General features: G+C 44.5%; 9 protein-coding genes. 6 read left to right on the top strand and 3 right to left on the bottom strand.

Features of this window, described 5'->3' with window-relative positions:
• Positions 1 to 17: 17 nt before the first annotated feature.
• Entirely contained in the window at positions 18 to 209 is a 192-nt protein-coding gene (locus HMPREF9389_RS07585) for a helix-turn-helix domain-containing protein (RefSeq protein ID WP_002896794.1), read from the bottom strand.
• A gap of 270 nt (positions 210 to 479) precedes the next feature.
• On the opposite strand from HMPREF9389_RS07585, the gene HMPREF9389_RS07580 reads away from it, so the two are divergent.
• Entirely contained in the window at positions 480 to 893 is a 414-nt protein-coding gene (locus HMPREF9389_RS07580; RefSeq protein ID WP_002928893.1) for a helix-turn-helix domain-containing protein, read from the top strand.
• Positions 894 to 946: 53 nt separating this feature from the next.
• Here the strand turns inward: HMPREF9389_RS07580 and HMPREF9389_RS07575 are convergent, their stop codons facing one another.
• Both HMPREF9389_RS07575 and tyrS read right to left on the bottom strand, forming a co-directional pair.
• On the bottom strand, positions 947 to 1,786 hold the full coding sequence (locus HMPREF9389_RS07575; RefSeq protein WP_032906312.1) for a putative RNA methyltransferase: 840 nt from the start codon (positions 1,784 to 1,786) through the stop codon (positions 947 to 949).
• A gap of 92 nt (positions 1,787 to 1,878) precedes the next feature.
• The gene (tyrS, locus tag HMPREF9389_RS07570; RefSeq protein WP_032906314.1) at positions 1,879 to 3,135 is read right to left on the bottom strand and encodes a tyrosine--tRNA ligase; all 1,257 of its coding nucleotides are present in this window, start codon (positions 3,133 to 3,135) and stop codon (positions 1,879 to 1,881) included.
• Between the two features lie 154 nt (positions 3,136 to 3,289).
• Here tyrS and pbp1b point away from each other — a divergent pair, with 154 nt between their 5' ends.
• From pbp1b to HMPREF9389_RS07545, 5 genes are all read left to right on the top strand, one after another.
• The gene (pbp1b, locus tag HMPREF9389_RS07565; RefSeq protein WP_002928904.1) at positions 3,290 to 5,704 is read left to right on the top strand and encodes a penicillin-binding protein PBP1B; all 2,415 of its coding nucleotides are present in this window, start codon (positions 3,290 to 3,292) and stop codon (positions 5,702 to 5,704) included.
• Between the two features lie 393 nt (positions 5,705 to 6,097).
• The gene (gene rpoB / locus HMPREF9389_RS07560; protein ID WP_002928907.1) at positions 6,098 to 9,664 is read left to right on the top strand and encodes a DNA-directed RNA polymerase subunit beta; all 3,567 of its coding nucleotides are present in this window, start codon (positions 6,098 to 6,100) and stop codon (positions 9,662 to 9,664) included.
• A gap of 40 nt (positions 9,665 to 9,704) precedes the next feature.
• A complete protein-coding gene (gene rpoC, locus HMPREF9389_RS07555) occupies positions 9,705 to 13,352 on the top strand; it encodes a DNA-directed RNA polymerase subunit beta' (protein ID WP_032906317.1) in 3,648 nt (1,215 codons plus the stop codon).
• 763 nt (positions 13,353 to 14,115) lie between these two features.
• Complete coding sequence (gene wecB, locus HMPREF9389_RS07550; RefSeq protein ID WP_002928910.1) at positions 14,116 to 15,273, top strand: non-hydrolyzing UDP-N-acetylglucosamine 2-epimerase; 1,158 nt, start codon at positions 14,116 to 14,118, stop codon at positions 15,271 to 15,273.
• Positions 15,266 to 16,054 carry a hypothetical protein gene (locus HMPREF9389_RS07545; RefSeq protein WP_002928912.1) on the top strand — a complete coding sequence of 263 codons (789 nt, stop codon included), beginning with the start codon at positions 15,266 to 15,268 and terminating at the stop codon, positions 16,052 to 16,054. The genes wecB and HMPREF9389_RS07545 overlap by 8 nt, the downstream gene beginning before the upstream one ends.
• Position 16,055: the final 1 nt, after the last annotated feature.

Here is a 16,055-nt window from a genome sequence, read left to right on the forward strand (position 1 = left end):
ATAAAGTTGATTTAAAATCAATCGATTTTCAAGAGCTCGTCTGTGTTTACGTTAAAAATTTTCGCAAGTTTGATTAGTTTATCGCCTCTGATGTTCAGTTGATTGCGCTCCATATGAGAAACAGTCATTTGAGAAACACCTAGTAATTTTGCTAGTTGAGCTTGTGTCATTTTATTATTGCGCGCCCGCAATTCTGCTATCGTTACCATAGAAGACTCCTCAAATTTTATGACTAAAATTATATACTCTTTTTTTTATTTTATCAATAGAATTGTTGATTTAAAATCAATTCTTTTAAAATATAGCTTTTTTAAATAAGCTATAAAGGCGGTTTCATGGGCTTTGTAGATATTATTACATTTTCTTTACATTTTCGTTGATTTATTCTCTTCTTGCTGATATAATCTATTTGGAAAAGATAGATTTTTTAGGAGACTAATCAATGGCGACGGTAGGGGAAAGAATAAGAAAGCTGCGGATTGCTCAAGGATTTACTCGAGCGCCTAGCAGAGATTTTACATGTTAGTAAGGCAGCAGTCTGCAAGTGGGAAAGCAATACTAATCTTCCTAAGGTTATGGAGCTCAAGAATATGAGTAGTCTTTTTCATGTTTCAGCGGATTATCTTTTAGGACTTGCGAATCGTTCGGCGATAGAGCAGCTAGGCAGCGAAAAAAAGCTTGAAGCTATGGCAGGCTATTTTCATCAATTAGAATCTCCAGAAAGGCAACAGGCCTGCATAGATTTTGTTATCAGTCAGTTCAATGAACAGGAAGCTGTAAAAATAGAGGCTGAAAAAATTCAGCGGGCCTTGGATGAGCCTGCTGAAGCGGTTCTTGATATGAATATTATTGTGGATTCCAGCTTAGATTTTCAGGGTGTGGATAAAAGTTGACAGTAAATTATAGCGTTTGGGTCTAAAAATAGAGAATTCGGTAGAGATAGGAATTACACTCTTCTTTTAGCGAGGAGAACTTTGGCGGCGATAGTAACTTGATTGAGATTCGACCAGTCTATTTTGTTCTGATGGACATGAAAGAGCAAAGGAGTCATTTTGAGAATGGCTTCTTTTGTTTTAGGGGTTAAGGAGACGAGAGCTTGTACATCCTGTTCATGGATAATCTGGAACTTCTCCTCCAGATGTTGGATGACCTGCTGATTAGAATAATCTTTTTGACGGAGCCGGTCAGCTACTTTAGCTCTAATTTCCTGGAGATGATTTTCTGTTGGGATGACTTTAATGATAAGCCCCTCTTTTTTCAATACTCGCTGAAATTCATGGTAGTTAGCTGGTGAGAAGATGTCCAGCAAGACATCTATGCTTTGATCCTGAACGGGCAAGTGTGCCAAATCACCTACGAACCATTTTACAGCAAAGCTCTGATCACTTTTTGCAGCTAACTGGATAGAATCTTTGGATAAATCAAAAGTGTAAATCTCTTTGTTGGGAAATACTTCCTGAATTTTTCGAGCATAATATCCCTCTCCGCAAGCGACGTCTAGAATGGTCTGTTCTTCAGGAAGAGCCTGCAGCAGATCCAGCAACTCGTCTAGGATATGCTGATAAAAGCCGGCTTCCAAGATGACTTGCCTATTTTGAAAATTCGTTTTGTCATAGTCTTTAGCTTGTTTGGCCTGGGGAGCTAGATTGACATAACCGAATTTGGCGATGTCGTAGGAATGGCGATTGGCGCACTTGAGGCTGTTTTCTTCCATAGCCAAGCTTTGCTGGCAGAGTGGGCATGCCAGAGCTGGAGCTTGGGCAAAGCGGGCAAGTTTTGGTTTCATAGTCGCTCTCTTTCTATTGTTTTTATATAGCTGAATGACTTCTTTTTGGTAAGACATAGAAAAATCCGATTTAGGTAATCGGATTTGTATCTTTAGTAGGTCAGGACAAAGTATTTCTTCTTACCGCGGCGGATAACTGTCAGCTCGTCTTCCAGTTTATCTGAGGCGCTAAGGACATAGTCTAAATCTTGGATGCGCTCGCCATTGAGGTAGATAGCACCGTTTTGGACATCCTCGCGGGCTTGACGTTTTGAGTTTACCACGCCGGCTGTCACAAGCAGTTCTACAATATTGAGGTTGTCTTCTGCTTGGACCTGATAGTTAGGCACACCGCGCAAACCTTGTTTGAGTTCCTTGACGGACAAATTTTTGATATTTCCAGCAAAGAGCTGCTCAGTGATGTTGAGGGCATCCTGATATGCTTCTTGACCGTGAACCAGACTGACCACTTCGCGAGCTAGGACTTTCTGCGCCAAGCGTTCGTGGGGTGCTGATTCAAACTGCTGGCGAATCTCCTCGATCTCATCCAAAGACAGGAAAGTGAAGATTTTCAGGAAGCGGATAGCGTCTGCGTCCATGACATTCATCCAGAATTGATACATTTCGTAAGGAGAAGTCTTGTCAGGATTGAGCCAGACAGCATTGCCTTCTGATTTGCCGAATTTTTTGCCAGTAGCGTCTGTAATGAGCGGAACAGTCATCACATGGCCAGTCTTGTCAGCCTTGCGGCGCAGGAGCTCTGTACCTGCTGTCATATTCCCCCACTGGTCAGAACCACCGATTTGCAGGGTCACGCCGTGGTTTTGATTGAGGACGTAGAAGTCATATCCTTGCATGATCTGGTAGGCGAATTCTGTATAGGAAATCCCTGTCTCAATCCGGCTCTTTACGGAATCTTTACTCATCATGTAGTTGACAGTGAAGTATTTACCGACATCGCGCAGAAAATCGATAAAGCTGATGCTGCTGAACCAGTCATAATTGTTGACCATTTCAGCTTTATTATCGCCCTTTTCAAAGTCCAGAAAGCGAGAAAGCTGATTTTGGATAGATTTCACCCAGCCTTCCACGGTTTCCTTGGTTTGGAGACTGCGCTCTGCATCCTTAAAAGATGGATCGCCAATCAATCCAGTTGCTCCTCCGACCAGAGCGTAGGGTTTATGGCCAGCTAGTTGCAGGCGGCGGCTGGTCAGAATGGCTACCAAGTGGCCTAGGTGCAGGCTGTCAGCGGTTGGATCGTATCCGGTATAATAAGAGACTTGTCCTTCTTCTAAGGCCTTGCGTAAAGCTTCTTCATCAGTGGTTTGGAATACCAAGCCACGTTCTTTTAGCTCATCAAAAATGTGCATCATGTCTCTCCTATTCTAAAAGCCAAGAAATTGGCTTATCTATATTTTAAATTTATGTTACTCTATTGTATCATAAAGCTTTTAAATAGCAATGTTTCCTTGAAATAAATCATAGATATTTGGTATAATGGGAAGATAACAAGGAGAATCAAACTTGGAACAATTAATAGAGAAATTAAAAGAGTTCTGGGGAAAAGCCCAGCAGTTTATCAAAAAAATACATCTTCCAGAATGGAGCAAGAAGATCGGCAGTGGCAACAATGGCTGGTCTATCGGTGATGTTTTTGCTGTTTTCTTGCGGACTTTTAAACTTCTGATGAATATGGCTTTTGTGTTTATCTTCTTCGGTGGCGTAATCGGTGCTGGGATTGGGATAGGCTATGCAGCTAGTCTTTTCAGTAAGGTGGAAGTGCCCAAGCAGGAAGAGCTGGTCAAGCAGGTGAATAATATCTCCGGTATCTCTAAGCTAACCTATGCTGATGGCAGCTTGATTGCAGAAGTGGACAATGATTTGCTCCGCATCCCAGTTAAGAGTGACGCCATCTCTGAAAATGTAAAAAAAGCTGTTATCGCTACAGAGGATGAGAATTTTGAAACGCATAAGGGAGTCGTTCCCAAGGCTGTGCTTCGGGCTACGCTCGGTTCAGTTGTTGGAGTTGGCTCGTCCAGCGGGGGGTCAACCATTACCCAGCAGTTGATCAAGCAGCAGGTGGTGGGCGATGCGCCGACCTTCAAGCGGAAAGCGACCGAGATTGTCGATGCGCTGGCTTTGGAGCGCTACATGTCCAAGGATGATATTCTGACGACCTACTTGAACGTTTCGCCTTTCGGGCGCAATAATAAGGGACAGAATATCGCTGGTGTCGAGGAAGCTGCTCAAGGGATTTTTGGTGTTTCTGCCAAGGATTTGACGGTGCCCCAGTCTGCTTTTATTGCCGGCTTGCCACAGAGTCCGATTGTCTATTCGCCTTATGCAGCGGATGGCAGTCTCAAGAGTGAAGGGGATATGGCTCTGGGCTTGGAACGTGCCAAGGATGTGCTCTATAATATGTATCGGACGGGCCATTTAAGCGAGAAAGAGTACAAGGAGTACAAGGACTACGACTTGACCAAGGATTTCAAGCCTTCTGAAAGCTCGGAAAAATCTTCGCATGGTTACCTTTATTACACAGCGGTCGAAGAAGCTCAGCAGACCATGTACGAATACTTGATTCAGCGGGACAATGTTTCCCAGCAAGAGCTGAAAAACAACGACACTGTCAAGGCCTACAAGGAATTGGCTGCTAAAGAACTGAGCGATGGCGGCTATACTGTTACGACCACGATTAACAAGAACATCCATACTGCTATGCAAAATGCAGTAGCCAACTATGGGGGTGTCTTGGATGACGGAACTGGCGCAGTTGAAGTGGGAAATGTCCTCATGGATAATAAAACCGGTGCTGTGATTGGCTTTGTTGGTGGCAGAGACTATGCTTCCAATCAGAATAATCACGCCTTTGATACGGAACGGTCACCGGGTTCGACTATTAAGCCGATTCTGGCTTATGGGATTGCTATTGACCAAGGTCTGATGGGCAGCGCCAGCGTTCTTTCTAACTATCCGACTAACTTTTCAAGCGGCGACCCAATCATGCACGTGGACAGCCGTGGTACAGCTATGATGGACCTGCAAGAAGCTCTCAATACTTCTTGGAATATCCCGGCTTATTGGACTTACCGCGGATTACGCGAAAAAGGTGTCAATGTCCGTGGCTATATGGAAAAAATGGGTTATTACATCGATGACTACAGCATTGAGAGTCTCCCAATGGGTGGCGGAATCGAAGTATCTGTAGCTCAGCACACCAATGGTTTCCAAACCTTGGCTAATAATGGAACCTACCAGAAAAAATACATGGTTGAAAAAATCACTGACCGAGATGGGAAGGTGATATACCAGCATAAGGCCAACCCGGTTCAGATATACAGCCCAGCTGCAGCGACGATTATGCAGGAGCTCATGCGGGGGGTTATCAATTCTGGAGCTACTACGACCTACAAATCCAGAATCAGTCAGGTCAACGGAACCTTGGCTGGAGCCGACTGGATTGGTAAGACTGGAACGACCAACACCAACGGCGATATGTGGCTGATGCTTTCTACTCCTAAGATGACTTTGGGAGGATGGATTGGTCATGATGATAATAGCTCTATGGCAGCGTTGACTGGTTATAACAATAACGCTTCCTACATGGCTTATATGGTAGATGCCATCTATCAAGCAGATCCGAATGCCTGGGGCGTTGGTGATAAGTTCACTCTTGATCCGAGTGTGATTAAGTCTGATGTACTCAAGTCCACAGGGGAAAAACCAGGTACAGTAACGGTAAACGGCCGCTCTGTTAATCTCAGTGGTCCGACAGTGCCTAGCTATTGGGCTAAAAACGGCGCTCCGACCACGACCTACCGCTTTGGTATCGGGGCATCAGATGCGGATTATCAGAAGGCTTGGTCAGCTATTCTGGGCGGTTCTACCTCTAATTCTAATTCCAGCTCCAATTCCAACAATAACCGGCAGGGGAACTAGCGCATCAAGAACAGTTTTAACTTTTCAGAAAGCGGATGAAATCCTTGCAATTTCTAGCTAAATAAGGTATAATGATAACAATAATTTGTCGTGTGCTTTATTTGAAATATTGTCCAAATAGAAGCTTACAGCAGTTAAATCAAACTTGAATAAGTCAGATTTAGCTGCTCTTTTTGTGCCTATTTTTAGGAAAAAGGAATTATGTAACCATAATTTAATTTTTCTGAAAATTAAACAAAAGGGACTGATTGTGGCTGTTTTGCAGCATTGTAAATGACAGAGGATTTTCCTCTGAAAACATTTCACAGAACTCGCCCTCAAAGCATTGAGAAAAAGATACCTTTCTTCTCGCTTTATCAAGGGCTCAGTATCTTATCATAAAGGAGTAAAAACTTGGCAGGACATGAAGTTCGATACGGTAAACACCGTACCCGTCGTAGTTTCTCAAGAATTAAGGAAGTTCTTGATTTACCAAATTTGATTGAAATCCAAACGGATTCGTTCCAAGATTTCTTGGATCATGGTCTGAAGGAAGTCTTTGAAGATGTACTTCCTATTTCAAACTTTACCAACACCATGGAATTGGAATTTGTCGGCTATGAAATCCGTGAGCCTAAATATACGCTGGAAGAAGCACGCATTCACGATGCCAGCTATTCAGCGCCAATCTTTGTGACTTTCCGTCTGATTAACAAGGAAACTGGTGAAATCAAGACCCAGGAAGTCTTCTTTGGTGATTTCCCAATCATGACTGAAATGGGAACCTTCATCATCAATGGTGGTGAGCGGATTATCGTATCCCAGTTGGTGCGTTCTCCAGGGGTTTACTTCAACGATAAAGTCGATAAAAATGGCAAAATCGGCTATGGGTCAACTGTTATTCCTAACCGCGGTGCTTGGTTAGAGTTGGAAACAGACTCAAAAGACATTGCCTATACTCGTATTGACCGGACACGGAAGATTCCATTTACCACTCTGGTACGTGCGCTTGGTTTCTCAGGTGATGATGAGATCTTGGACATCTTTGGTGACAGCGACTTGGTGCGCAATACCATTGAAAAAGATATCCATAAGAATCCAATGGACTCTCGTACAGATGAAGCCCTGAAAGAAATCTATGAGCGTCTTCGTCCAGGTGAGCCTAAGACGGCTGAAAGCTCTCGCTCTCTCCTTGATGCGCGTTTCTTTGATCCGCATCGTTATGACCTGGCAGCAGTTGGTCGGTACAAAATCAATAAGAAACTCAGCGTCAAGACTCGCTTGCTGAACCAAACCATTGCAGAGCCATTGGTAGATGCTGAAACAGGAGAAATCTTGGTTGAAGCTGGTACAGTTATGACCCGTAGTGTGATTGACAGCATTGCAGAGCAGCTGGACAATGGTTTGAATAAAATCACTTATATTCCAAACGACTCAGCTGTCTTGACAGACCCTGTAGAATTGCAGAAGTTCAAGGTAGTGGCACCAACTGATCCAGACCGCGTTGTGACTATCATCGGTAACGCAAATCCATCTGACAAGGTTCGGATTGTGACACCAGCTGACATCTTGGCTGAGATGAGCTACTTCCTCAACTTGGCTGAAGGTATCGGTCGTGTAGATGATATTGACCACTTAGGGAACCGTCGTATTCGTGCAGTTGGTGAGCTTTTGGCCAACCAAGTTCGTCTGGGACTTTCTCGGATGGAGCGTAATGTTCGTGAACGGATGTCTGTTCAGGATAATGAAGTTCTCACACCGCAACAAATCATCAACATCCGTCCAGTGACTGCAGCCATTAAAGAATTCTTTGGTTCATCACAGTTGTCACAGTTCATGGACCAACACAATCCGCTGTCTGAGCTTTCTCACAAGCGTCGTCTGTCTGCCTTAGGACCTGGTGGTTTGACCCGTGACCGTGCTGGCTATGAAGTGCGGGACGTGCACTATACTCACTACGGCCGTATGTGTCCGATTGAAACGCCTGAAGGGCCAAACATTGGTTTGATTAATAACTTGTCTTCTTATGGACACCTTAATAAATACGGATTTATCCAAACGCCTTACCGTAAGGTAGACCGTGAAGCCGGCGTGGTAACCAACGAAATCGTTTGGTTGACTGCTGATGAGGAAGATGAATTTATCGTAGCGCAGGCCAACTCTAAGCTTAATGAAAAAGGCGGCTTTGCGGAGCCTATTGTTATGGGACGCCACCAAGGTAATAACCAAGAATTCCCATCGGACCAAGTAGATTACATGGATGTATCGCCTAAGCAGGTAGTTGCCGTAGCGACAGCATGTATTCCTTTCTTGGAAAATGACGACTCCAACCGTGCCCTCATGGGTGCCAACATGCAGCGTCAGGCTGTGCCTTTGATTGATCCAAAAGCACCTTATGTCGGTACTGGTATGGAATACCAAGCTGCCCACGACTCTGGTGCAGCGGTTATTGCCCAGCATGATGGTAAGGTTACCTATGCGGATGCAGACAAGGTTGAAGTCCGTCGCGAAGATGGTTCTCTTGATGTTTACCAAATTCAAAAATTCCGCCGTTCTAACTCAGGAACTGCTTATAACCAACGCACCCTTGTAAAAGTTGGCGATGTCGTTGAAAAAGGTGACTTTATCGCTGACGGACCTTCTATGGAAAATGGAGAAATGGCCCTGGGACAAAACCCAATCGTTGCCTACATGACATGGGAAGGTTACAACTTCGAGGATGCGGTTATCATGAGTGAGCGTCTGGTGAAAGACGATGTCTACACCTCTGTTCACTTGGAAGAATACGAATCAGAAACTCGTGACACCAAGCTTGGTCCTGAAGAGATTACCCGCGAAATTCCAAACGTAGGGGAAGACGCCCTGCGCAACCTGGATGAAATGGGGATTATCCGCATCGGGGCGGAAGTCAAAGAAGGCGATATTCTTGTGGGTAAAGTGACTCCTAAGGGTGAAAAAGACCTTTCTGCTGAGGAACGTCTCTTGCACGCTATCTTCGGAGACAAGTCTCGTGAAGTTCGTGACACTTCTCTTCGTGTACCTCACGGTGCTGATGGTGTCGTTCGTGACGTGAAGATCTTTACCCGTGCTAATGGTGATGAGCTGCAATCTGGCGTAAATATGCTGGTTCGCGTCTACATCGCTCAAAAACGTAAGATCAAGGTCGGAGATAAGATGGCCGGTCGTCACGGAAACAAAGGGGTTGTATCCCGTATCGTTCCTGTGGAAGACATGCCCTATTTGCCAGATGGAACACCAGTTGATATCATGTTGAACCCACTCGGGGTACCATCTCGTATGAACATTGGTCAGGTTATGGAGCTTCACCTTGGTATGGCAGCACGTAACTTGGGCATCCATATTGCAACACCAGTCTTTGATGGAGCAAGCTCAGAAGACCTCTGGGATACAGTACGCGAAGCTGGTATGGACAGCGATGCCAAGACTATTCTTTATGACGGACGTACCGGTGAGCCGTTTGACAACCGTGTATCTGTCGGTGTCATGTACATGATTAAGCTCCACCACATGGTAGATGACAAACTCCATGCCCGCTCAGTAGGTCCTTACTCAATGGTTACCCAACAGCCGCTCGGAGGTAAAGCTCAGTTTGGTGGACAACGTTTTGGTGAGATGGAAGTTTGGGCCTTGGAAGCTTACGGTGCTTCTAACGTTCTGCAAGAAATCCTGACCTATAAGTCAGATGATGTCAACGGACGTTTGAAGGCTTATGAAGCTATTACCAAAGGAAAACCAATTCCAAAACCAGGTGTGCCAGAATCCTTCCGCGTTCTTGTCAAAGAATTGCAATCTCTTGGTCTGGACATGCGCGTTCTTGATGAAGACGACAATGAAGTAGAACTGCGTGACTTAGACGAAGGTGAAGATGATGATGTGATCCACGTTGACGATCTTGAAAAAGCGCGTGAAAAAGCAGCTCAAGAAGCGAAAGCAGCTTTTGAGGCTGAAGGAAAAGAATAAGAATACACACTGATTAGAAAATGAAGAAAGGTATGAAATAGTGGTTGATGTAAATCGTTTTAAAAGTATGCAAATCACCCTAGCTTCTCCAAATAAGGTCCGTTCATGGTCTTATGGAGAAGTGAAGAAACCTGAAACAATCAATTACCGAACCCTGAAACCAGAACGCGAAGGCCTTTTTGACGAAGTGATCTTCGGTCCAACCAAGGACTGGGAATGTGCTTGCGGTAAGTACAAACGGATTCGTTACAAAGGAATCGTCTGTGACCGCTGTGGTGTTGAAGTAACTCGTGCTAAGGTTCGCCGTGAGCGCATGGGCCACATCGAATTGAAGGCTCCTGTTTCACATATTTGGTACTTTAAAGGAATTCCAAGCCGCATGGGACTCACTTTGGATATGAGTCCACGTGCTCTGGAAGAAGTCATTTACTTTGCGGCTTATGTAGTGATTGATCCTAAGGATACACCGCTAGAGCACAAGTCAATCATGACGGAACGTGAGTATCGTGAACGTTTACGCGAGTACGGTGCAGGCTCATTTGTGGCCAAAATGGGAGCAGAAGCTATTCAAGACCTCTTGAAACAAGTGGACTTGGAAGCTGAAATTGCTGTCCTCAAAGAAGAATTGAAAACTGCTTCAGGTCAAAAACGGATCAAGGCTGTCCGTCGCTTGGATGTTTTGGACGCCTTCTACAAGTCTGGCAATAAGCCAGAATGGATGGTCCTCAATATCCTGCCGGTTATTCCACCAGATTTGCGTCCGATGGTTCAGCTGGATGGTGGTCGTTTTGCGGCTTCTGACCTCAATGATCTCTACCGCCGGGTTATCAACCGGAACAACCGTTTGGCTCGTTTGCTGGAACTCAATGCACCTGGTATCATCGTTCAAAATGAGAAGCGGATGCTTCAAGAAGCGGTTGATGCTTTGATTGATAACGGTCGCCGAGGCCGTCCGATTACTGGACCAGGCAGCCGTCCGCTTAAGTCTTTGAGCCACATGCTTAAAGGGAAACAAGGCCGTTTCCGTCAAAACTTGCTGGGTAAACGGGTTGACTTCTCAGGTCGTTCCGTTATCGCCGTTGGTCCTACATTGAAAATGTATCAATGTGGGGTGCCGCGTGAAATGGCGATTGAGCTCTTCAAGCCGTTTGTCATGCGGGAAATCGTTGCCCGTGATATTGTGCAGAACGTGAAAGCTGCTAAACGCTTGGTAGAACGTGGAGATGAGCGTATCTGGGATATTCTGGAAGAAGTGATCAAGGAGCACCCAGTGCTTCTTAACCGCGCACCGACCCTTCACCGTTTGGGAATTCAGGCTTTCGAGCCAGTTCTGATTGACGGTAAAGCTTTACGTTTGCATCCGCTGGTTTGTGAAGCCTACAATGCCGACTTTGACGGTGACCAAATGGCTATCCACGTACCGTTGTCAGAGGAAGCGCAAGCTGAAGCACGTATCCTCATGCTGGCTGCTGAGCACATCTTGAATCCGAAAGATGGTAAGCCAGTTGTAACACCATCTCAGGATATGGTCTTGGGGAACTACTATTTGACCATGGAAGAGGCTGGCCGCGAAGGCGAAGGCATGATTTTCAAAGATATGGATGAGGCGGTCATGGCCTTCCGCAACGGCTATGTTCACTTGCATACTCGTGTTGGTATCGCAACAGACAGTCTTAATAAGCCTTGGACAGAAGACCAGAAGCATAAGATTTTGATTACTACTGTCGGTAAAATTCTCTTTAACGCGATTATGCCAGAGGAATTGCCTTATCTGCAAGAGCCAACCAATGCTAACTTGACAGAAGGTGTGCCAGCTAAGTACTTCTTGGAGTCAGGGCAAGATATCAAGGAAGTTATTGAACAGCTTGAGATCAATGTTCCGTTTAAGAAGAAGAATCTTGGAAATATCATTGCGGAAATCTTTAAACGCTTCCGTACAACAGAAACATCTGCTCTTCTTGACCGCTTGAAGAACTTGGGTTATCACCATTCTACTTTGGCTGGTCTGACAGTGGGTATCGCTGATATTCCAGTTGTTAAAGACAAGGCTGAGATTATTGAAGAATCCCACAAGCGAGTGGACCAAATTACTAAGCAATTCCGTCGCGGTATGATTACTGATGACGAACGCTACAATGCAGTTACTGCTGAGTGGCGGGCAGCTCGTGAGAAATTGGAAAAACGGCTAGTTGCCAACCAAGATCCGAAGAACCCTATCGTTATGATGATGGACTCTGGAGCTCGGGGTAACATCTCTAACTTCTCCCAGTTGGCCGGTATGCGTGGTCTGATGGCTGCGCCAAATGGACGTATCATGGAATTGCCAATCTTGTCTAACTTCCGTGAAGGTCTGTCCGTTCTGGAAATGTTCTTCTCAACCCACGGTGCTCGTAAGGGTATGACCGATACGGCCCTTAAGACTGCCGACTCAGGTTACCTGACTCGTCGTCTGGTTGACGTTGCCCAAGATGTGATTATCCGTGAAGATGACTGTGGTACAGACCGCGGCTTGCTCATCACTTCTATCACAGAAGGCAAGGAAATGATCGAGTCTCTGGAAGAGCGTCTAAATGGTCGTTACACTAAGAAAACAGTTAAACATCCAGAAACTGGTGCTGTCATCATTGGTCCAAATGAATTGATCACAGAAGACAAGGCGCGCGAGATTGTTAACGCTGGTGTTGACGAAGTGACGATTCGCTCCGTCTTTACATGTAACACCCGCCACGGTGTCTGCCGTCATTGTTACGGTATTAACTTAGCAACTGGCGATGCAGTTGAAGTCGGTGAAGCAGTCGGAACCATCGCTGCCCAATCTATCGGGGAGCCTGGTACACAGCTGACCATGCGGACCTTCCACACGGGTGGTGTTGCCTCTAATACCGATATCACGCAAGGTCTTCCTCGTGTCCAAGAAATCTTTGAAGCCCGCAATCCAAAAGGGGAAGCGGTCATCACTGAAGTCAAGGGTGAAGTTACTGCCATCGAAGAAGATGCATCTACTCGTACCAAGAAGGTCTTTGTTACAGGTGCAACTGGCGAAGGTGAATACGTGGTGCCATTTACAGCCCGCATGAAGGTTGAAGTGGGCGACCAAGTTTCTCGTGGCGCTGCTTTGACTGAAGGTTCTATCCAGCCGAAGCACTTGCTGGCTGTCCGCGATGTCTTGTCTGTTGAAACTTATCTGCTTGCTGAGGTACAAAAAGTTTACCGCAGCCAAGGGGTAGAAATTGGCGACAAACACATCGAAGTAATGGTTCGCCAGATGATTCGCAAGGTGCGCGTCATGGATCCAGGTGATACAGATCTTCTTATGGGAACTCTCATGGATATTACAGACTTTACAGATGCTAACCGTGATGTGGTTATCTCAGGCGGAGTGCCTGCGACAGCCCGTCCAGTCCTCATGGGAATCACCAAAGCTTCCCTTGAGACAAATAGCTTCCTGTCTGCAGCTTCCTTCCAGGAAACAACTCGTGTCCTGACAGATGCAGCTATCCGTGGTAAGAAAGACCATCTGCTCGGACTCAAGGAAAATGTTATCATCGGTAAGATTATTCCAGCTGGTACTGGCATGGCTCGCTACCGCAATCTGGAACCTCAGGCTGTCAATGAAGTTGAAATTATCAACGAAGTGACAGAACTGCCAGATGGATTTGAAACTGAAGAAAATATTGTTCTTAAATAAAGAACTTTCCCTCCCGATTTTCGGGAGGTTTTTTTGTTGCAGCCTATAATTTCTTGCCCGCCACTAAATATTATCCTATAATATAATTAGGAACAGTGCTTTTTAAGTTCCCCTTTATGATTGAACGATTATAGAAGAATCACTCAAGATTTCGTGTTTCAGCTTTTTTAGGATAGGAGATGCCAAATCTATTTATAATCAGAAAGATCAATGGTTTCTTGTGGTATGATAGCGCTAGGTTATACTATTTTAAAATTCCTGAAATAGTAGGAGGGGTAGGTTTGAAATTTTTAAAAAGAGGAGGTTGGTTTTAATGGTAGTTGTCGGAGATTGTAAAGATCAGTAGCTGGTATTTATCTAGCCGTTTCATTCATGAAGGGAGTTTTTTTGGAAGATAAAGAATAGAAAACAATTAGATTACAAATAGGATAATATTTTATTGCAATGAATAAAAATTAAAAAAACAGGTAAAAAACACAAGAACCTGCATAAAATATAGATTGAATCCCATAAATTCTTTCCTTTTTATTTATTATTTTGGGAAAACCGAAAAATTTCAGCAACTTTAAGTTACAGTTAAGTTAAGAAAATTAAAATAATCTTAAATAAGTTACCAATGTGTAAATTACTATTAAGAAAGTATAAAATAATAGTTCATGCTTTGATTATTGAAACGCTTGATGGTAAAATAACTAAGGTTACTTAAAACAAACATTTTTTAGTAAAAAGTTAATATAACAATGTTGATTTTTGGTGAGGAAAAATGAAGAAAATTAAGGTAATGGTTGTTTTTGGAACTCGTCCAGAAGCAATTAAGATGGCTCCGCTAGTTATTGAACTGAAGAAGCAGGCAGCCCTGTTTGAAACAACAACAGTTGTGACTGCTCAGCATCGTCAGATGTTGGATCAGGTGCTTGAAATTTTTAAGATTAAGCCTGATTATGATTTGGACATTATGGGGAAGAATCAAACCCTGACAGATATTACTGTCAAGATCCTGCATAAGTTGGATGATATCTTAAAGGAAAACAAGCCAGACATTATGCTGGTGCACGGTGATACGACAACGACCTTTGCAGCTAGTCTCGCAGCATTTTATAATCAAGTTCGTATCGGCCATGTGGAAGCTGGTTTGCGGACTTGGAACAAATACTCTCCTTTCCCAGAAGAGATGAATCGTCAGATGACAGACTCTTTGACGGACTTGTATTTTGCGCCAACAGATCAGAGCAAGGCTAACTTGCTCAAGGAAAACCATCCAGCAGAAACGGTTTTTGTGACAGGAAATACAGCTATCGACGCTCTTAAGCTGACAGTCCAAGCTGATTATCAGCACGAGGTGCTTGATCGTATTGATCCAGCTCGCAAGATGATTTTGGTGACGATGCATCGTCGGGAAAATCAAGGCGAGCCAATGAGAAGGGTCTTTCGAACTCTACGGCAGATTGTAGATGCCCATGATGATGTGGAAATTGTCTATCCCGTTCACCTGAGTCCAGCGGTTCAGGAGGCGGCCAGAGAAATTCTGAGTGACAATGAGAAGATTCATCTGATTGAGCCTTTGGATGTGTTGGATTTCCACAATATCGCAGCTAAAAGCTACTTTATCATGTCAGACTCAGGTGGAGTACAGGAAGAAGCGCCTTCCTTAGGTAAGCCTGTACTGGTACTTCGTGATACAACAGAGAGACCAGAAGGAGTTGAAGCCGGCACATTGAAGCTGGTTGGTACAGAAACTCAAGCAGTAGCAGAGGCGATGGAAGCCCTGCTGACAGATGAGTCACTCTATCAGGAAATGGCCCAAGCCAGCAATCCATATGGTGACGGTCAGGCTTCGGAGCGGATTGCTCAAGCAATAGCTCACTATTTTAAGCAGACGGCTAGGCCGGAAGAATTTAAGACAGGAGTAAAGAATGTTTAGGAAAAAAGGACTAGAAAAATCATTAGCAGTCTTTGTACTGGCAATTGGACTAATTCTTTTCTACAGTTGGAATTTTGCAGCTAACATATTTTATATCGGAATCGCACTGATTTTATTAGGTATTTTTAGTGTCTTTGTCCTATCCGATCTCTTGGTGACCTGGGCTATGATTTTGGGTGTGGTTATCGCAACACTGATTTTGCTCTTTGATGTAACTTATCTGCCGGACAATCAGATTCTCTTCTTGCTTTACGTCTTCCCTGTCAGCGCTTGGCTGACCAGCCGTGTTAATTTCTATCTCCATCAGCGCTTGGGATTAGTACAGGATGACAGTGAAGATGCTGCTGAGGCCTATGGTGAGCTAGTTAAGAAGGTGCATCTGGAAGAAGCTCCAGCCTTTCAGGCTTTGTTGGTCCATTGGGCGCACAATCACCATTTTTATCAAATTCACTCTCGGGAGTACAAGCGGATGCTCAAGAGAATTTTACGACTGCTCAACTGGGACTTCCAGAATGTAGAGACAGTTTACTATGTATCCAATGGTAACTTTCTCGTTCTGGTAGAAGATCTGGATCAGGAAGTCAAGGAATATTTCCAAGAGAAAGTGCGTGCCGATTTGACGACAATGCGCTTTGAAAATAAGAAAACTGACCAAGAAATTCAGTTTCAGTCTGGCAGCTTAAAACTGAATGCTCAAAACATTGATAAATTCCATAATTTTGACGACGCTTTGAGCAATCTGGAGCGTCAGCTTGAAACCGACATTATCGTAGAATATTAGG

The organism is Streptococcus sanguinis SK355, from assembly GCF_000212855.1.
Taxonomy (GTDB): domain Bacteria; phylum Bacillota; class Bacilli; order Lactobacillales; family Streptococcaceae; genus Streptococcus; species Streptococcus sanguinis_A.